This is a genomic window from Streptomyces sp. NPDC059008, assembly GCF_042749045.1.
Taxonomy (GTDB): Bacteria; Actinomycetota; Actinomycetes; order Streptomycetales; family Streptomycetaceae; genus Streptomyces.
Map to the genome: position 1 here is coordinate 15,610 of NZ_JBHYJC010000024.1, position 16,459 is coordinate 32,068.

Annotated in this window: 17 protein-coding genes; 3 read left to right on the forward strand and 14 right to left on the reverse strand. The window is 70.3% G+C overall.

The window, feature by feature from the left end; genetic code table 11:
- The first annotated feature begins 34 nt into the window (after positions 1-34).
- A complete protein-coding gene (locus tag ACFWZH_RS25490) occupies positions 35-1,495 on the forward strand; it encodes a phytoene desaturase family protein (RefSeq protein WP_384435554.1) in 1,461 nt (486 codons plus the stop codon).
- Positions 1,496-1,624: 129 nt separating this feature from the next.
- Here the strand turns inward: ACFWZH_RS25490 and ACFWZH_RS25495 are convergent, their stop codons facing one another.
- The 3 genes from ACFWZH_RS25495 to ACFWZH_RS25505 all read right to left on the reverse strand — a co-directional run bounded on the left by ACFWZH_RS25495 (position 1,625) and on the right by ACFWZH_RS25505 (position 4,292).
- Positions 1,625-2,077, reverse strand: coding sequence for a spore-associated protein A (locus tag ACFWZH_RS25495; RefSeq protein WP_384435557.1), 453 nt, complete (start codon positions 2,075-2,077; stop codon positions 1,625-1,627).
- A gap of 255 nt (positions 2,078-2,332) precedes the next feature.
- Entirely contained in the window at positions 2,333-3,196 is an 864-nt protein-coding gene (locus ACFWZH_RS25500; protein ID WP_384435560.1) for a lysozyme, read from the reverse strand.
- Positions 3,197-3,638: 442 nt separating this feature from the next.
- Complete coding sequence (locus tag ACFWZH_RS25505; protein ID WP_384435562.1) at positions 3,639-4,292, reverse strand: transglycosylase SLT domain-containing protein; 654 nt, start codon at positions 4,290-4,292, stop codon at positions 3,639-3,641.
- A 721-nt stretch (positions 4,293-5,013) separates the two neighbouring features.
- On the opposite strand from ACFWZH_RS25505, the gene ACFWZH_RS25510 reads away from it, so the two are divergent.
- Complete coding sequence (locus ACFWZH_RS25510) at positions 5,014-5,496, forward strand: hypothetical protein (protein WP_384435565.1); 483 nt, start codon at positions 5,014-5,016, stop codon at positions 5,494-5,496.
- Positions 5,497-5,646: 150 nt separating this feature from the next.
- Here ACFWZH_RS25510 and ACFWZH_RS25515 read toward each other — a convergent pair whose 3' ends face one another.
- From ACFWZH_RS25515 to ACFWZH_RS25545, 7 genes are all read right to left on the reverse strand, one after another.
- Positions 5,647-6,348, reverse strand: a complete 702-nt coding sequence (locus tag ACFWZH_RS25515; protein WP_384435568.1) for a transglycosylase SLT domain-containing protein — start codon at positions 6,346-6,348, stop codon at positions 5,647-5,649.
- Between the two features lie 486 nt (positions 6,349-6,834).
- Positions 6,835-7,683: an SRPBCC family protein gene (locus tag ACFWZH_RS25520; RefSeq protein WP_384435571.1), complete on the reverse strand. Its 849-nt coding sequence runs from the start codon at positions 7,681-7,683 to the stop codon at positions 6,835-6,837.
- A complete protein-coding gene (locus tag ACFWZH_RS25525; protein ID WP_384435574.1) occupies positions 7,680-7,997 on the reverse strand; it encodes an ArsR/SmtB family transcription factor in 318 nt (105 codons plus the stop codon). The genes ACFWZH_RS25520 and ACFWZH_RS25525 overlap by 4 nt, the downstream gene beginning before the upstream one ends.
- 64 nt (positions 7,998-8,061) lie before the next feature.
- Positions 8,062-8,964, reverse strand: coding sequence for an alpha/beta fold hydrolase (locus tag ACFWZH_RS25530; protein ID WP_384435576.1), 903 nt, complete (start codon positions 8,962-8,964; stop codon positions 8,062-8,064).
- Between the two features lie 88 nt (positions 8,965-9,052).
- Positions 9,053-10,294, reverse strand: a complete 1,242-nt coding sequence (locus tag ACFWZH_RS25535; RefSeq protein WP_384435579.1) for a beta-ketoacyl-[acyl-carrier-protein] synthase family protein — start codon at positions 10,292-10,294, stop codon at positions 9,053-9,055.
- Complete coding sequence (locus ACFWZH_RS25540) at positions 10,291-10,521, reverse strand: acyl carrier protein (protein WP_384435582.1); 231 nt, start codon at positions 10,519-10,521, stop codon at positions 10,291-10,293. Before ACFWZH_RS25540 ends, ACFWZH_RS25535 begins: the two co-directional genes overlap by 4 nt.
- 270 nt (positions 10,522-10,791) lie before the next feature.
- Positions 10,792-11,244 carry a MarR family winged helix-turn-helix transcriptional regulator gene (locus tag ACFWZH_RS25545; protein ID WP_384435585.1) on the reverse strand — a complete coding sequence of 151 codons (453 nt, stop codon included), beginning with the start codon at positions 11,242-11,244 and terminating at the stop codon, positions 10,792-10,794.
- Between the two features lie 129 nt (positions 11,245-11,373).
- Between ACFWZH_RS25545 and ACFWZH_RS25550 the strand changes: the two genes are divergently transcribed.
- A complete protein-coding gene (locus ACFWZH_RS25550) occupies positions 11,374-11,784 on the forward strand; it encodes an organic hydroperoxide resistance protein (protein ID WP_384435588.1) in 411 nt (136 codons plus the stop codon).
- A gap of 66 nt (positions 11,785-11,850) precedes the next feature.
- Here ACFWZH_RS25550 and ACFWZH_RS25555 read toward each other — a convergent pair whose 3' ends face one another.
- Genes ACFWZH_RS25555 through ACFWZH_RS25570 form a run of 4 tightly spaced genes read right to left on the reverse strand, consistent with a single transcriptional unit; the run spans position 11,851 to position 16,373 of the window.
- Positions 11,851-13,242, reverse strand: a complete 1,392-nt coding sequence (locus tag ACFWZH_RS25555; protein WP_384435591.1) for a GH1 family beta-glucosidase — start codon at positions 13,240-13,242, stop codon at positions 11,851-11,853.
- Positions 13,239-14,138 (reverse strand): carbohydrate ABC transporter permease, encoded by a 900-nt coding sequence (locus ACFWZH_RS25560; protein ID WP_384435594.1) that lies wholly within the window; start codon positions 14,136-14,138, stop codon positions 13,239-13,241. Before ACFWZH_RS25560 ends, ACFWZH_RS25555 begins: the two co-directional genes overlap by 4 nt.
- Complete coding sequence (locus ACFWZH_RS25565; RefSeq protein ID WP_384435596.1) at positions 14,131-15,057, reverse strand: carbohydrate ABC transporter permease; 927 nt, start codon at positions 15,055-15,057, stop codon at positions 14,131-14,133. Before ACFWZH_RS25565 ends, ACFWZH_RS25560 begins: the two co-directional genes overlap by 8 nt.
- Entirely contained in the window at positions 15,054-16,373 is a 1,320-nt protein-coding gene (locus tag ACFWZH_RS25570; RefSeq protein ID WP_384435599.1) for an ABC transporter substrate-binding protein, read from the reverse strand. The genes ACFWZH_RS25565 and ACFWZH_RS25570 overlap by 4 nt, the downstream gene beginning before the upstream one ends.
- Positions 16,374-16,459: the final 86 nt, after the last annotated feature.

Here is a 16,459-nt window from a genome sequence, read left to right on the forward strand (position 1 = left end):
CGAGGCGGTCCTGACTCCTTGGCATGCTGAGGGCATGACATTACGGGCAGGGCGGGAGCGCGAGGCGGCGGTAGTGGTGGGTGCCGGACCGAACGGGCTGGCCGCGGCGGTCACACTGGCCCGCAGCGGACTGCGGGTCACGGTGTTCGAGGCGGCCGACGAGATCGGCGGCGGGGTCCGCAGCGGCGAGCTGTCCGTGCCCGGCGTGCTCTTCGACCACTGTTCCTCGACCCATGTGATGGGCGCCGGCTCCCCGTATCTGCGCACGCTGGACCTTGCCGCGTATGGGCTGGAATGGCGCTGGCCTGAGATCGATCTCGCCCACCCGGTGGACGGCGGAGAAGCCGGGGCGCTCTACCGGTCGGTCGGGCGGACGGCGGACGCCCTGGGGGCCGACGGGCCCGCCTGGCGACGGCTCTTCGGGCCGCTGGCCGCGGACGCCGAGGTGCTGACCGACGCGGTCATGCGGCCGCTCGTCACGGTGCCCCGGCATCCGTTCCGGCTCGCGCGCTTCGGCCTGCACGCCCTGCAGCCCGCCGCCCTGGTCGCCCGCCGCTTCCGCACCGAAGCCGGACGCGGCCTCTTCGGCGGGGTGGCGGCGCATCTCTTCGGGCCGCTGACACGGCCGGTCACCGCGTCCATCGGAGTGATGATCATCGCGGCCGGGCACCGGTACGGCTGGCCGGTCGCCAAGGGCGGCTCCCGCGCGATCGCCGACGCGCTGGCGGCCCTGCTCCTCGCGGAGGGCGGGCGCATCGAGACCGGGGTGCGCATCCGCTCACTCGACCAGTTGCCGCCCGCGGCAACGGTGTTGCTGGATCTGGCCCCGGCCGCCGCCGCGGCCGTGATCGGCGACCGGCTGCCGCCCCGGGTGCGCCGCGCCTACACCCGCTACCGGCACGGCCCCGGCGCGTTCAAGCTCGACCTGGCGGTCGAGGGCGGCATCCCGTGGCGCGCCGAGGCCTGCCGGCGGGCCGGTACCGTGCATCTGGGCGGCAGCTTCGAGCAGATCGCGTACGCGGAGCGCGAGGTGTACCGCGGGCGGATGCCCGAGCGGCCGTTCCTCCTGGTCTCCCAGTCGTACCTCGCCGACGCCGGCCGCTCCGCCGGCGAGATCCACCCCGTCTCGGCGTATGCGCATGTGCCCCACGGCTACCGCGGCGACGCCACCGCCGCGATGCTGGCGCAGTTCGAGCGCTTCGCACCCGGCACCCGCGAGCGGATCGTCGCCGCCACCGCCACCACCACCGCGGACCTGGAACGCGACAACGCCAACCTCGTCGGCGGCGACATCATCGGCGGCGCCAACATCCCGCTCCAACTGACGATGCGCCCCCGTATCGCCCTGGACCCCTACCGCACGGGCGTCCCCGGCGTGTACCTCTGCTCGGCGTCCACCCCGCCGGGCGCCGGCGCCCACGGTATGAGTGGCCACAACGCGGCCCGCTCCGCGCTGCGGGCGCTGGGCCTGGAGCGCTCGGACCGGCGGTTCTGATCAGTCAAGTCGCATGAGTGGCTGTGGAGTTGCAGCCGAGGGCGGACAGATCACGGCGGCGGGGCCCGCGCCCGGGGCCCCGCCGCCGTACAGCAGACGACGGCCGGTCAGCGGTCCGTCGGCGCGAGGTCAGTGGTGCGTGACGACCCCGGCTGCCATACGGCCGCAGTTGGAGCCGGAAACGCTGACGCTGACCGATTCGATCGTGCCGCCCCAGTCCACGCAAAGGCCCTTTGCGGACAGGTAGACCGGGCCGGCGTAGGAGGTGTAATTACCGCTGTCGTAAACCCAGTCGGAACTGCCGTCGGTGGCCGTGAGATAGGTGTACATGTACACCGGACTACCGGGGCTGTTCCGTACCGTCACGACGCAGTTCTTTCCGGTCCTTGCGCTGTACGTCAGGTACACGGTCCCCTTTCCGGTGACCGGTACGGAATTCACTACGCTGTAGCCGCTGCCGCAGGCCCCGTTGTACGCGGCGGCGGCGGTCGGAGCGGCGGAGGCGGTGGTGGCCGTCGCCATTGTGGCGAGGCCGGCCACGGCGAGTGCGGCGGATCCTGTGATGGCACGTGAACGCTTCATGGGAATACCCCCGTCGGGTGGTGTGCGTCGCGTGGTCGTATCGCAGTGTTGGACCGCGCTCGACGGTGGATGGTTGTACCCGGGCGTGAATTCCCCATTGTTCGAATCGTGTTGTCGAAGACGGTGTCGGCGCGGGTGCCGACGGCGGTATCGATCGCGGGCGCGGTGACGTGGGGCGACGGTATGCGGCCGGTCCCCGGCGCCTGCTGCGGCGCCGGGGACCGGGTGGGGTGTGCGGGTCGGATCGAGTTGGGCTCAGTGGCCGTTGGCGAGGACCTTCAGGCGGCCGTAGTTGCCGTTGAAGCGGTTGTGGTCGCCGACCGGGTGGCCGGAGGAGGTGTGCTGCCAGATGCTGTGGTACCGCCAGCCGCCCGGCAGCGAGCCGACCGAGGAGCCGTAGCGCGGGATCCACAGCGGGTTGCTCCGGCCGAACCTGCCGGAGTTGCCCGTGCACCGCTTCCACCAGTTGGTGGAGGTGTAGATGACCGCGTCGCGGCCGGTCTCCTCCCGGTAGGTCTCCACGAAGTCCTGGATCCAGTGGACCATCGCCTTGGCGCTCTTGCCGTAACAGGTCGCGCCGTAGGGGTTGTACTCCATGTCGAGCGCCCCGGGCAGTGTTCTGCCGTCCCTGGACCAGTCGCCGCCGTGGTCGGCGAAGTAGCGCGCCTGCGTGCTGCCGCTGGAGTGGTCGGGCAGTGCGAAGTGGTACGCGCCGTGGATCATGCCGGCCGAGTAGGAGCCCCGGTACTGGTGGGCGAAGTACGGGTTGGTGTAGCTGTTCCCCTCGGTGGCCTTGACGTACGCGAAGCGCACCCCGGACCTGCGCAGCGCCGACCAGCTGACGTGGTGGTTGTGGCTGGAGACGTCGACGCCGGCCACCGCCTTGCTGTGCGTGGCCTGTGGTTCGAGGCCGCCGCCGGCCCGGTCGACGCCCTCGCGGGCGGCGATGGTGGAACCCATCCAGTCCTGCTCGGGGTGGGCGGGTCTCTTTCCGGCATCCGACGCCGTGGCGAAGCCGGGCAGCGCGAGGGGCAGAGCGAGCACGGAGAGAAGAGAAAAGAGCGTTCCGGCCGCGAGGGAGACTGTGCGGCGGGCCGGACCGGATCTGCGCAAGGGCATCGCATGCCTCCGAGGCCTTCGGTTGAGTCACGTTCGGCAGCTTTTGAGCAGAGTTCTGCCGATAAAAGACTTATACGCAGAACTGCCTGACTCTATGACCCAACAGGCCGTCAGTCCGCCGACCGGCTGCGCATCTCACCCGTCCGGCCGTCAGAAGTGGTCACCCGGGCCCGGGTCCGGTTCGGAGTCGGGGCGGGGCGGGGGCGGGGTGACGATGGTCCCGGCCCGGCGCTCGGCGCCCGACGAACCGAAAGCGGAGCGGGCCCCGGCAGTGCCGGGACCCGCTCTGCTTTCGCTGCGCAGCGGCGAACGCGCCATTCCGCCGCTTCGCGAGCTGCCTCATGCCGAGCCGGTCGGCTCGTGTGTGGTGTCCGTCCTGTCCCTGGCTTCACCCGGGGCCGGCCTGTGTGCGCCGGCGCGACGGCTCGTAAACGCCGTCGGCTCAGTAGGCGGAGTTGACGTTGTCGATGGAGCCGTAGCGGTCGGCCGCGTAGTTGGCGGCGGCGGTGATGTTGGCTACGGGGTCGACGAGGTTGTGGGGGGTGCCGGAGACGTGGTAGCGGTCGAAGGTGGGCTGGATCACCTGGAGGAGGCCCTTGGAGGGGATGCCGTTGATGGCGTTGATGTCCCAGTCGTTGACGGCGTTGGGGTTGCCGCTGGACTCGCGCATGATGTTGCGGTGCAGGCCGTCGTAGGAGCCGGGGATGCCCTTGGCCTTCATGATGTCGAGCGACTCGCGGATCCAGCCGTCCAGGTTGTCCGGGTACTCCTTGACGGCCTTGCGCTCGGCGGAGCGGTTGGCGGCCTGGTGGGCGGTGTGCTGCTCGGCCACCGCGGTGACCTTGACGTGGTCGGCGACCGAGGCGGTCACCGGGCGGGCGGTCTTGGCCTCGTCGGTCTTCGCCGGCATGCCCTTGGCGTTGACGGGCTTGACGGCTGCCGGGGCGTGCTCAGAAGCAGCCTGTGCGGTGTCCGGGGCCGAGGCCATGGCCAGGCCCGAGGTGGCACCCGCGGCGGCCAGGACGGCCACGGCGACCTTGTGGGTGCGGGTAATGCGGGTGACACGGACAGCGCGGGACAGGTTGAAGCTGGGCATGCAGAGTGACCTCTTCCAGGTACGGGGACGGGGAGGCGGCCTTTTTGGGCGGCGCGTGATTCACCGGAGGTCATTGCTGCGTTCGCTGTGGGGGGCGTAAGTCGCAAGCTTGCTCTCGGTGCGTCGGAATCCATGTTTAGCGACGGCCCGGAATCGAGGCAATGGTGCTCTGTACTACTCATCTTCGTGAGATGAACCCTGGATGCCGAGGTAATGGACGGTTCTCTCCGTGAGGGCCGGGAATGACTGCGGGACATTCGACTAAGCACCTTCGTAAGTGACGTACATCGCGTGCCCCGCATCACTTGATAGCGGCCGTAAAGCCCCCGCTGCCGGGGCCCGTAAGTTGTCTGGCTCACACCGGAATTACCGCTCCGCAGAGCTACTTCATACGCGCATCGAAGGGGATTCATCCACCCGGCTGTCCGAGGGCGCCCCGGCTGATTGCCGGAAATGTGGTGCAGGGCACTTCTGACGAGGCCGAAAGGGCGGCATTTGTGCCCCAATTCACTTGCGGGGCGACCTGCGGGAAACCGTCGGTGTCGGCCTCGCGCGGTACGGCGCGGCTGCCTGCTGGGCCGTTGGGATCGCTCCGATACGTCGATACGGCGGTAGTCGCTGGTCCGTTCGCAGCAGCGCCCGGGGCTGTTGCATGACTACGGGCGCCGGCTCCCTGAAAGTGACATCGCACGCAGTAGTCACTCATCGTAAGGAAGTGCTCATGTTCCGTCGTACTGCCGTTGTTCTCAGCGGTCTTCTCGTCTCGGGATTCCTCGCGACGGGCGCTGCCACCGCGGCGTCTGTCGATGCGGACCGTCACCCTGCCCCCGCGCCCGCCAGCGAGGACCGCGACCGCCACCCCGCTCCGGCGCCTGCCGCCGCTGAGCAGGAGCACCGCGCTCCGGCGCCGACGGCTGCCGAGGAGGACCGCCGCGCTCCGGCGCCCACCACCGCTGAGGAGGACCGTCGCGCTCCCGCGCCCACCACCGCTGAGGAGGAGCGTCGCGCTCCGGCGCCCACCACGGCTGAGGAGGACCGCCGCGCTCCGGCCCCCACCACGGCCGAGGAGGAGCGTCGCGCCCCGGCGAAGTCCGTCGATGACAGCCGTAACCTCACCGCCCAGGACCAGGAGGGATTCGGCCTCGCCGGCGCGGTGCTCGACCGTCTGCTGGGCAGCAGCGCGGCGCGGAACGCCGGCTTCTGACGCCCACGCCGACACGGCGAGGGCAACGGCAACGGCACTGGCCCCACCCGCGAAGTGCGGGCAGGGCCAGTGCCGTTGCCATGTCGGAGGATCGCGCCGCAACACTCCGTGGGGTCCGCTCCGTCCGTGCCGGAGGTCGTCGTACCCGGCTCAGTAGGCGGAGTTGACGTTGTCGATGGAGCCGTAGCGGTCGGCCGCGTAGTTGGCGGCGGCGGTGATGTTGGCTACGGGGTCGACGAGGTTGTGGGGGGTGCCGGAGACGTGGTAGCGGTCGAAGGTGGGCTGGATCACCTGGAGGAGGCCCTTGGAGGGGATGCCGTTGATGGCGTTGATGTCCCAGTCGTTGACGGCGTTGGGGTTGCCGCTGGACTCGCGCATGATGTTGCGGTGCAGGCCGTCGTAGGAGCCGGGGATGCCCTTGGCCTTCATGATGTCGAGCGACTCGCGGATCCAGCCGTCCAGGTTGTTCGCGTAGCGCTTGGGTGCGGCCTTCGGCGCCTTCTTGGGGGCGGCCTTCGGCGCGGCTATCGCCTTGCGCTCCACGGAACGGCTGGCGGCCTCCTTGGCGGTGTGGCCCTGCTTCTCGACCGCGGTGACCTTGAGGCGGTCGGTCACGGACGAGGCGACCAGCTTGCTCTTCTTGCCGTCGTCGGCCCGGTCCTTCGCGGTCAGCGGCAGGCCGTTGGCGCTCACCGGCTTGACGGTGGCCGACGCGGTGGACGTGGTCGCGGCATCGCTCGGCGCAGCGGTGAACGCCAGGGCGGCGGCGCAGCTCGCGGATGCCACCAGCGCCGCGGAGATCTTGTGGGTGCGGGTGATGCGGGCAGGGCGGGGCAGGGTGAAGCTGGGCATGCGAGGTGACCTCTTCCAGGGCTTTGGTGGCGGGGGGAGCGGCCTTCGGTCGGCGCGTGAGAACCGAGGGTCATTGCCGCGCTCGCCGCTCTGGCTGAGGTCGCCGGCTCGTTCTCGGTGCTACCCGGAACATGTTTAGCGAGCGCCCTGGATGGTGGCAAAGGTGCCTTGTACTACCCATCTTCGTGAGTTGGGGCGATATGCCCCTTATAAACCCGTTGTTTCGCGGTGTGCGCCGGGAAGGGCATCGACTAGCGGAGTTCGTACGTGACGTAGGTCGCGTGCCCCGCATCACCTGGCGAGGGCTTCCGGACCCCCTCTCCGGCCCCGCTGGAGTTGCCTGGCTCACACCCCGGAAGCGGTGGAACGGCGCTCCGCGGACGCCGCGGCACGGCCGCCAGCGAGCGCTTCCGCGCGGCACCGGACGCACCCGTGCCCCCCACGGAATCCGCGGGGGGCACGGTGCGCAGCGGTGCGGTGCGGGAGTCAGTCCTCCAGCAGCCGTGCCGCGAGGTGCTCGATCCGGTCGTGCCAGGCGTCCAGCGCGGTGTCCGTGTCGAAGTCCCGCGGGCCGGTCTGGGTGAGGACGAGGCGGGCGCCGTGGCCGGTGCCGCTGCCCAGCTCCCAGCGGACCTGGCCGTCCGGATGCCAGCGGTAGGCCAGCACCGACGGGGCCCGTACCTCGGTGACCGGCCCGCCCGGCACCTTCTGTGGGGTGAAGCCGGCCGGCGCGGGCGCGCCGGCCACGGGCTCGTCTCCCGAGGCCAGCACCGCCCAGACGGTCTCGGCCGGCCGCACGAGCTGGCGCTCGAAGCGGATGCGCGGGCCGTCGGCGGTGTCCTCGACCGTGCCGTGCCCGAGGTCGAACTGCTCCAGATACGCCTCGTGCAGCTCGCCCGTGTCGGGCTCCACGGCCGTCGACTCGCCGTCGAGCAGCTGTGACAGCGCGGTGACGCACAGATGCCAGCCGGAGGCGAAGCTGGCGCCGCCGAACCGGTCGCCGAAGGTGTGCACCAAGGTCAGCAGCGAGCCGTCGCCGTCCGGGGTGATCTCCCAGCGCAGATGGTCCTCGCCCCAGGTGAAGGCGAACAGACGGGGCTCCTCGGCGTCGGTGACCGTACCGGTCATGGCGACGTCGCTCACACCCGGCATGGTGAAGGTCATCGCCCCGCCGGGCCGGAGCTCCACCGTGACCTCGGAGGGGAACCACTGCCCGAGCTGCGCCGGGTCGGTGATCGCCGACCAGACCTTCGCGGGCGGATGGGCGAGCCTGCGCTCCATGCGCAGCGCATGGCGTCCGCCGGACGTGGTGAGGGTGTCGGAGTGCGGGTTCATCGGGGGGCGTCCTTTGTGGCGTCGAGGTGCCGTTCCAGAGCGTCGAGGCTCCCGGCCCACAGATGCCGGTAGTGCGCGAGCCAGGCGTCCAGCTCGGCGAGCGGCTCGGGCCGCAGCTCGTACCAGCGGCGCTGGGCGTCCTGCCGGACCCGGACCAGCCCGGCCTCGCGCAGCACCCGCAGGTGCTTGGACGTGCCGGGCTGGCTCAGCCCGAGCTGGTCGGTGAGCTCGCCGACCAGCCGGGGGCGTTCCAGGAGCAGATCGAGGATCCTGCGCCGGCTCGGCTCTGCGAGTACGTCGAACGGTATGGACATGCCCTTAGTATGCCTCCCGAGTTATATAACTACAAGGGAATCTATGATTCGAGGCGTGCGGGTGTCATACGTACGCCGGGCCCGCCACCGACAGCTCCTCGCGCGCGACCGGTACCAGGCAGGGAGCCGATTTCAGCGGCGCGTCGGTGAAGAAGCGGGTGACCAAGTCGGCGACGTCCTCGGCGCGTTCGAGGATCACCCAGTGGTCGGAGTCGGGGATGGTCACGACCCGGCTGCCCGGGACGGTGGCGGCGAAATCGCGATGCCGGGCGGCGGAGGTGACGGTGTCGTGCTCACCGCTGAAGATCAGCGTCCGGACGCCGGTCAGGCCGCCGGTGAAGTCCGGGTGTTCCGACAGCGCGCGGCGCAGGGAGTCGGCGGCGGCGCGCGGCGAGCGCTGCGCGGAGTGCAGCAGCGAGCGCCGGACGTAGCGGTAGGCGAGCCGCCGCCGGGCGACATGCCGTTCCTCGTCGAGACACATCAGAGCCTTGGCGGCCATGGTGGCGAAGGATTCGAAGTCGCCGTTCTCCAGGCAGCGGATGGCCTGATGGCATTCGGCCAGCAGCTCGGCACTGAGCTCGGCCGGTACGCCGCCGAGGGCGATCCGGGCGATGCGCCGGGGGAAGCGCTGGGCGCAGGCGAAGGCGAGGGTGGCTCCGAACGAGTAGCCGAAGAGATTGATCTGCGGCACGCCCAGGTCGTCGATGATGCCCTCGACCGCCTTGCACAGGAGGGCGACCACCGGCCCCGGGGGCAGCGGTCCCGCGCTCCCCATGCCGGGCAGGTCGGCCGTCACCACATCTGCCACCGGCCCGAGATGATCCTCCATCGCCGGCCAGCCGTGCATGCCCTGAAGAGCGCCGCCCAGGATCATGACGGGTTCGGTGACCCGGTCCGGCTGCCGCAGCACCCGATAGGAATAAGGCACCGCGCTCACCGACAACAAACGGATCGATTCGTCTGACATGGCTGTTTCCTTTTCGCGGAGACCTGCGGAACGGGCTGCGTGTGCGGGTGAACGGGGGGTCATTCCGGGCTGATCCATGAGGGACGGCTCAACCGCGAGTCAGTACGAGCGCGGCGTTGTGCCCGCCGACGCCGAGCGCCATCTTGACCGCGCAGTCGAACCTCCCCGGCCGGGCCTCGTTGCGCACGACCTCGATCGGGAGTCGAGGGTCGGGAACGTCGAGATTGGCGGTCGGCGGCACCAGCTGATGTTCGAGGGCAAGCACGGTGAGTGCGGTCTCGATACCACCGGCCGCGCCCAGCGTGTGCCCGGTCATCGCCTTGGTGGAGGTGACCAGGGGATGGTCCCCGAGCACCCGGTGCAGCATGCTGGCCTCGATGACGTCGTTGAGCACGGTCGAGGTGCCGTGCGCGTTGACATGGCCGACGTCGCGGGCTGCCACGTCGGCGTCCGCCATGGCGGTGCGCAGCGCCTGCTCGATGCCGTTGCCGTCGGGGTCCGGTGCCACGGCCGAGTAGGCGTCGTTGGATGCGCCGTATCCGGAGACATGGGCGCGGACGGTGGCCCCGCGGGCCCTGGCGTGCTCCGGCCGCTCCATGACGAGGAGCCCGGAGCCCTCACCCATGACGAAGCCGTCCCGCTCCGCGTCGAACGGGCGGCACGCCGCGGACGGGTTCTCCCGGCGGGTGGAGACCATCTTCAACTGGCAGACGCTGGCGATCAGCAGACGCGTGAGGGCGGATTCGGCGCCGCCGGCGATGGCGATGTCGCACGCCCCGGTGCGCAGCAGCTGGTGCGCGGTGCCCACGGCGACGCTGCCGGAGGAGCAGGCGGTGGTCACCGCCAGGCTGGGTCCCTGCGCGCCGAGGTCCCGGCAGACGCTGCTGGCGGCGCCGTTGACCGTGGTCAGCGGGGCGAACTTGGGGGAGACGCGGCGCGGGCCGCGTGCTGCCAGGGCCTCGTGCTGCTCGTCGTAGAAGGGCAGTCCACCGTGTGCGGAGCCGATGACGACGGCGACGCGGGCGGCGTCCCAGGTGGCGGTGTCCAGCCCGGCGTCGGCGACGGCCTCGCGCGCGGCGATCACCGCGAGCTGCGAGAAGCGGTCCATCAGCCGCTGGGTGGCGACACCCAGCACCGCGGCGGTGTCCAGATCGGCGATGGTGTAGGCGAAGTCGCAGGGGAGATCGACGAGTTCCGCCAGGTGTCGTACCTCGCTCGGCACGACCTCCTCGGTGACGGTATGCCAGGTGGCCTTCGTGCCCACGCCCGCGGCGGTCACCAGCCCCAGCCCTGTCACCGCCGCGTGGAACGGCGTCCGGTGGGTCGTCACGCGGCGACACCGCCGACGGCCGCCACCAGCTGGCCCACGGTGTTGCGCGGGGTCAGGGCCACGTCGTCGAGGTCGATGTCCAACTGTTCCTCGATCATGACCCGGAGCTCCTCCAGGGCCAGCGAGTCCATCCGCAGATTGCGCAGCGGGGTCTCGGCGTTGAGGCGGGCCGCGGGGATCCCGAATCGCTGGACCAGCAGGCTGTTGACAACTTCTGCCGCATTCACGTGGCGCTCCTCGGTTGTTCGTAAAGCGATGCTGCCAACCGCGTCCTGGCGGGTGTTCGCCGACGACCCCGGCTGGTTTAGCCACCCTTTATACGCCTTTGTCCCTATTTCGCCCCAACATTGGTCGCTCAATGGGGTGATGGCGTGGCTGGGCGCGACAGAGGGGCGCGCCCCGCGTTGCGGTGACGGCGGAAAGCCTACGGGCCTGATCCGGTGAACCGGTGAGAGGCGCGGCCGGGAACCGCGTCGAAGTCGCGCCGGACGCCGAGGTCAGGCCTCGTCGAGCGCGCTGGTCACGCGCCCCAACAGGGTTCGCAGAGTCCGGAGTTCCTCGATGGTCAACCCGGTGGCGGCGAGCATCCTGCGGGGGACCGGCAAGGCCTGTTCGCGCAGGTCATCGCCGTCGGGGGTGAGATGGATGGTGACCGAGCGCTCGTCTTCGGCGCTGCGCTCGCGGCGGACCAGGCCGGCCGCCTCCAGTCGCTTGAGCAGCGGGGAGAGCGTGCCGGAGTCCAGTCGGAGGCGTTCGCCGATGGCCTTGACCGGCTGGGAGCCGTGCTCCCACAGGACCAGCATGACCAGGTACTGGGGGTAGGTCAGCCCCAGGTCCTTCAGGGCGTCCCGGTAGACGCCGCCGAACGCGCGCGACGCGGCGTGCAGGGAGAAGCAGACCTGGTGGTCCAGGCGGAGCAGTTCGGCGTCGGGCACGGGAGTCGTGGTCATGGCGTCCAGGGTAGCGCCATGCGAGCGACTTAGTTGTGCACAACTTAGTTGCGAGCAATTTAAAAGTGTGCGATCGTCGATGACGTCGGGCGGCCGGGAAGGCCGCCGCGCTAGCGAAGGGGAACCCTCATGGACGCGCTGTACACCGCTGTCGCCACCGCCAACGGCCGGGAAGGCCGTGCCGTCAGCTCCGACGGCAAGATCGACCTGGCGCTGGCCATGCCGCCGGAGCTCGGCGGCAACGGCGCCGGCACCAACCCGGAGCAGCTCTTCGCCGCCGGATACGCGGCCTGCTTCGCCAGCGCGATGGGCAATGTCGGCCGCCAGATGAAGCTCGACACCAAGGACGTCTCGGTCACCGCCGAGGTCTCGATCGGCAAGGACGCCACCGGCTTCGGCCTGGCCGTCGTGATGCGGGTGGAGCTGCCGGACGCCCTCGCGGGCGAGACCGGGCGCCGCCTGGTCGAGGCGACCCACGAGTACTGCCCGTACTCCAAGGCCACCCGCGGCAACATCGATGTCGAGCTCGTCATCGAGTAGCCCGCCCGCCCTCCGGCCGGTCCCCGTCACGGAGGCCGGCCGAAGGCCGTGCCGGCGCGGTGGCGGTCAGGCCGCGCGCGGAGTGCCGCGGCGCGGACGGCTCCCGATCAGCTCGGCGTAGTGCCGGCCGCTGTCCTTGAGGGTGCGGGCCTGGGTCGCGTAGTCGACGTGGAACAGGCCGAAGCGCTTGTCGTACCCGTAGGCCCACTCGAAGTTGTCCATCAGGGACCAGGCGAAGTATCCGGCCAGCGGCGCGCCCCGGCGGGCCGCGCGGGCGCACGCGGCGATGTGCCGGTGCAGATAATCGGTGCGCTCGGGGTCCTCGACGGTTCCGGCGGGAGTGACCACGTCCGGGTAGGCGGAGCCGTTCTCGGTGACGTAGATCCTTCGCGGTGCGTACTCCTGGGTCAGCCGCAGCAGCAGGGTCTCGATGCCGCCGGCGTCGATCTCCCAGTCCATACCCGTACGCGGCACGTGCGGCCGGCGTACCGGGCGGGCGAACGGGGGCGGGCCGGCCGGCTCGGCGGCGACCACGGCCGGGAAGTAGTAGTTCAGCCCCAGCCAGTCCAGCGGCTGCGCGATGGTCTCCGCGTCACCGGGGCGCTCCGGCAGCTCCACCCCGTACACCTCGCGCATGTCCGCCGGGAAGCCGCGGCCGTGGACGGGGTCGAGCCACCAGCGGTTGGTGTGCCCGTCCATCCGCCGTGCCGCGGCGGCATCGGCCGGTGATCCGGTGGCCGGCTCGACGGTGCTGAGGTTGTTGACGATGCCGACCTCGGGGTCGGTGGCCCCGGCGCGGATCGCCGCCGTCGCCAGGCCGTGTCCGAGCAGCAGATGGTACGAGGCGCGCACCGCCGCGGTGAGGTCTTGCAGGCCCGGCGCCATCCGGCCTTCGAGATGACCGATCCAGGCCGAGCACAGCGGTTCGTTCAACGTGGCCCAGTGGCGGACCCGGTCGCCGAGCCTTCCGGCCACGACCGAGGCGTAGGCCGCCAGGTGCTCGGCGGTCTCCCGCGCGCTCCAGCCGCCGCGGTCCTGCAGCGCCTGCGGCAGATCCCAGTGGTAGAGGGTGACGGACGGGGTGATGCCCGCCGCCAGCAGACCGTCGACGAGCCGGTCGTAGAAGGCCAGGCCCTCGGCGTTGACCAGGCCGTCGCCGTCCGGCACGATCCGCGGCCAGGCGATCGAGAACCGGTAGGCGCCGACGCCCAGTTGCCGCAGCAGACCGATGTCCTCGCGCCAGCGGTGGTAGTGGTCGCAGGCCCGGTCGCCGGTGTCGCCGTTGTGGGTCCGGCCCGGGGTGTGCGAGAACGTGTCCCAGATGGAGGGCCCACGGCCGCCCTCGGCGACCGCCCCCTCGATCTGGTACGCCGACGTGGCCACGCCCCAGGCGAAGTCGTCCGGCAGGGCGGCGAAGTCGATCCGGTCGCTCACAAAGATCCTTTCGGCACGGTTCATTTGACGGCCCCGGCGGTGAGCCCGGCGACCAGATAGCGCTGGAGCAGCAGGAACCCGGCGACCACGGGGACGCTGACGACCAGCGACGCGGCCATGACCTGGTTCCAGTAGACGTCGTTCTGGGTGGCGTAGCCCTGCAGACCGACCGACAGGGTGCGGGTGGTGTCGTTGGTCATGACGGAGGCGAACAGCACCTCGCCCCAGGCGGTCATGAACGCGTACACGGCGACGGCGACGATCCCGGGCAGCGCGGCCGGGACGACGACCCGGAAGAGCGCGCCGAGCGGCCCGCAGCCGTCCACGTAGGCGGCCTCGTCCAGCTCCCGCGGCACGGAGGCGAAGTATCCGGTCAGCATCCAGATGGAGAACGGGAGCGAGAACGTCAGATAGGTCAGGACCAGTCCGCCGCGGGAGCCGTAGAGGGCGACGCCGGTGGAGTTGCCGATGTTGACGTAGATCAGGAACAGCGGCAGCAGGAAGAGGATGCCCGGGAACATCTGCGTCGACAGCACCGTCACGGTGAACACCCGCTTGCCGCGGAAGCGGTGGCGGCTGACCGCATACGCCGCGAAGACCGCGATCAGCACCGAGCAGACGGTGGCCGAGCCCGCCACGATCAGCGAATTGGTGAAGTAGCGGGCCAGCGGGACGGTGCGCCAGATGTCGAGATACGGACGGATCGTCAGCTCGCTGGGCAGCCAGTGGAAGGTGCCCGAGACATCCTCCAGCGGTTTGAGGGAGCTGCTGAGCATGACGTAGACGGGGAGCAGGACGAAGCCGGTCAGCGCGGTCAAAAGGATCCGGCGGGTCCAGAGGAACGAGCGGGGCGGCGCGGTGGGCGAGCGCCGGTGGGGGGCCGGGGTGCGCTCGCGGGCCGCGGGGGAGCGGTCAGCCATCGGCGGTTCTCCTTCCGCGCGAGGTGGCCAGCAGGTAGCCGGCGGTCACCACCAGCAGGAAGAGCAGCAGCAGGACGGACATCGCCGCTCCGGTGCCGAAGTTCCAGGTGACGAACGAGGACTGGTAGATGTGGATGGACAGCAGGTCCGCGGCCTCCGGAGCGGCCTTGCCGAACAGCACATACGGCGTGTTGAAGTCGTTGAAGGTCCACAGGAACAGCACCAGCACCAGCACCTGGTTGACCGGCCGCAACGAGGGCAGGGTGATCCGCCGGATCTGCCGGATCATGCCCGCGCCGTCGAGCGCCGCCGCCTCGTAGAGGTCCTTGGGGATGTTCTGCAGTCCGGCCATCACGACCAGGAACGCGAACGGCCAGGTCTTCCAGACCGCGACCACCAGCAGCGCCAGGAAGCTGTTGCCGCCCAGCAGCCAGAAGGGCCGCCCGTCGGTGAGCCGCAGCTGGTCGTGCAGGACGTGATTGACCAGGCCGTTGTCCCTTTGGAACATGAACGCCCAGGTGATCACCGCGGCGTAGACGGGCAGTGCGTACGGCGTGAGGAAGACGGCGCGCAGCAGGCCGCGGCCCCGGAAGTTCTCCTGCAGCATGATCGCCGCCGTGGTGCCGATGAGCCAGCACAGCCCGACCGACAGCACGCTGAACGCCACGGTGATCCAGAACGAGTGCAGCAGCGCGGCGCCGACCGGGGCGTCGAGGTCGACGGTGACCCGGTAGTTGCCCAGCGCCTTCCAGGGGGCCAGGCCCCAGTTGCCGATGTGGAACTGCGTCAGCTCCTTGAAGCTCATCACGATGCCGATCACCATCGGCACGAGATGCACCAGCAGCTCCAGCACCAGCGCGGGCAGCAGGAGCAGATAGGGCAGTCCGGCGCGGCGCAGCCGGACGGGCAGCCACCTCACTTCGCCATCTGCTGTTCTGCCTTGGTCAGCCGCGCCCTGACCGACTCGGTGGTGACGGGGTGGCCGGCCGCCGCGTCGGCGAACAGATCCTTGATCGCCGTGCCCACGGACGTCTCGAACTGCGCCTCGTCGGTGACCTGGGGGAGCGGCGCCGCGCTCCTGGTGAGCGTCTCGCGCAGCACCTTGGTGTCCGGCCGGTTGAACGCCGCGTCCCGCTGGGCGGCCCTGACCGGCGGGACGGAGCCGTAGGCCTTGTTGAGCAGCCGCTGCTCGGCGTCGCCGGTCAGGAACTTCACGAACTTCCGGGCGCCGTCGAGGTTGTCGGTGTTGCGGAAGACGGCGAGGTTGATGCCGGCGAGCATGGAGTTGGTCTGCCGGCCGCCGCCCGGGGTACCGGACGCGACGGGCACCGGAACGACGCCCCAGTCCTCGGGTTTCATCCCGTCGGCCGCGAAGGTGGTGGCCGCGGCCTGCCACAGCACCATGGCGGTCCTTCCCTTGGCGAAGTCCCTGAGCGACTGGTTCTGCCCGTACTCGGCGTTGCCCGGGGCGATGATCTTGTCCTTGGCCATGAGGTCGACGTACTGCTTGACCGCCGCGACCGCGCCGTCGGAGGTGAAGGTGGGCCGGCCGGCGGCATCGAAGAAGTCGGCGCCGTGCTGCTTGCCGAGGACGAAGGCCTGGTGGATGTTGTTGGCCAGCTGGCCGCCCTCGGCGCCCAGTCCCCACTTGCCGTCCTTGGAGATCCGCTTGCCGGCCGCGACCAACTCGTCCCAGGTGGTGGGTGGTTGGCTGATACCGGCGTCCTTGAACATCCGCTTGTTGTAGTAGAGCGCGTACGTCAGCGAGTACAGCGGCACCGCGGCCGGGTCCTGGTGCGCGGCCCCCGTGGCGCCCAGCGCCGGTGCCACGAACCGGTCGCGTCCGCCGATCTCGTCGAAGTTCCGCTTGTCCCAGGGGAGCAGCGCCCCGGTGGCCTGGAGCGAGGCGGACCAGGTGTTGCCGATGTTCAGGACGTCGGGACCCTGCCCCGAAGTCGTGGCGGCCAGGATCCGGTTGAGCAGGTCGGGCCACGGTATGACCTCCAGCTCGACCTTGATCCCGGTGCGCCGTTGGAACTTCTTGAGCTCGGGGCCGAGGATCCGCTTGTCCGCCTCGACGTTCGGCCCCTGGTTGGACGCCCAGTAGGTCAGCGTCCTGGGGGAGTCGTTGCTGCCGCTCCCGCCACCGGGGCTCGTCCCGCCGCCGCATCCGGAGGCCACGGCGGCGAGCGCGGTGACGGTGGCGGTGACGGTCGCGGCTCGGAGTCTGCGCATGACGGATACGCCTCTCTCTGAGGAGTCCGAGGTCGGCCATGTTCAGTTCCTGAACGGCCTCATGGCTTAACTTAGAGTGTGAGTTA

Bases quoted from the DNA above. Each gene is read 5' to 3' on its own strand.
- ACFWZH_RS25490 (WP_384435554.1), top strand. From the start codon at position 35: ATGACATTACGGGCAGGGCGGGAGCGCGAGGCGGCGGTAGTGGTGGGT.
- ACFWZH_RS25495 (WP_384435557.1), bottom strand. From the start codon at position 2,077: ATGAAGCGTTCACGTGCCATCACAGGATCCGCCGCACTCGCCGTGGCC.
- ACFWZH_RS25500 (WP_384435560.1), bottom strand. From the start codon at position 3,196: ATGCCCTTGCGCAGATCCGGTCCGGCCCGCCGCACAGTCTCCCTCGCG.
- ACFWZH_RS25505 (WP_384435562.1), bottom strand. From the start codon at position 4,292: ATGCCCAGCTTCAACCTGTCCCGCGCTGTCCGTGTCACCCGCATTACC.
- ACFWZH_RS25510 (WP_384435565.1), top strand. From the start codon at position 5,014: ATGTTCCGTCGTACTGCCGTTGTTCTCAGCGGTCTTCTCGTCTCGGGA.
- ACFWZH_RS25515 (WP_384435568.1), bottom strand. From the start codon at position 6,348: ATGCCCAGCTTCACCCTGCCCCGCCCTGCCCGCATCACCCGCACCCAC.
- ACFWZH_RS25520 (WP_384435571.1), bottom strand. From the start codon at position 7,683: ATGAACCCGCACTCCGACACCCTCACCACGTCCGGCGGACGCCATGCG.
- ACFWZH_RS25525 (WP_384435574.1), bottom strand. From the start codon at position 7,997: ATGTCCATACCGTTCGACGTACTCGCAGAGCCGAGCCGGCGCAGGATC.
- ACFWZH_RS25530 (WP_384435576.1), bottom strand. From the start codon at position 8,964: ATGTCAGACGAATCGATCCGTTTGTTGTCGGTGAGCGCGGTGCCTTAT.
- ACFWZH_RS25545 (WP_384435585.1), bottom strand. From the start codon at position 11,244: ATGACCACGACTCCCGTGCCCGACGCCGAACTGCTCCGCCTGGACCAC.
- ACFWZH_RS25550 (WP_384435588.1), top strand. From the start codon at position 11,374: ATGGACGCGCTGTACACCGCTGTCGCCACCGCCAACGGCCGGGAAGGC.
- ACFWZH_RS25555 (WP_384435591.1), bottom strand. From the start codon at position 13,242: ATGAACCGTGCCGAAAGGATCTTTGTGAGCGACCGGATCGACTTCGCC.
- ACFWZH_RS25560 (WP_384435594.1), bottom strand. From the start codon at position 14,138: ATGGCTGACCGCTCCCCCGCGGCCCGCGAGCGCACCCCGGCCCCCCAC.
- ACFWZH_RS25570 (WP_384435599.1), bottom strand. From the start codon at position 16,373: ATGCGCAGACTCCGAGCCGCGACCGTCACCGCCACCGTCACCGCGCTC.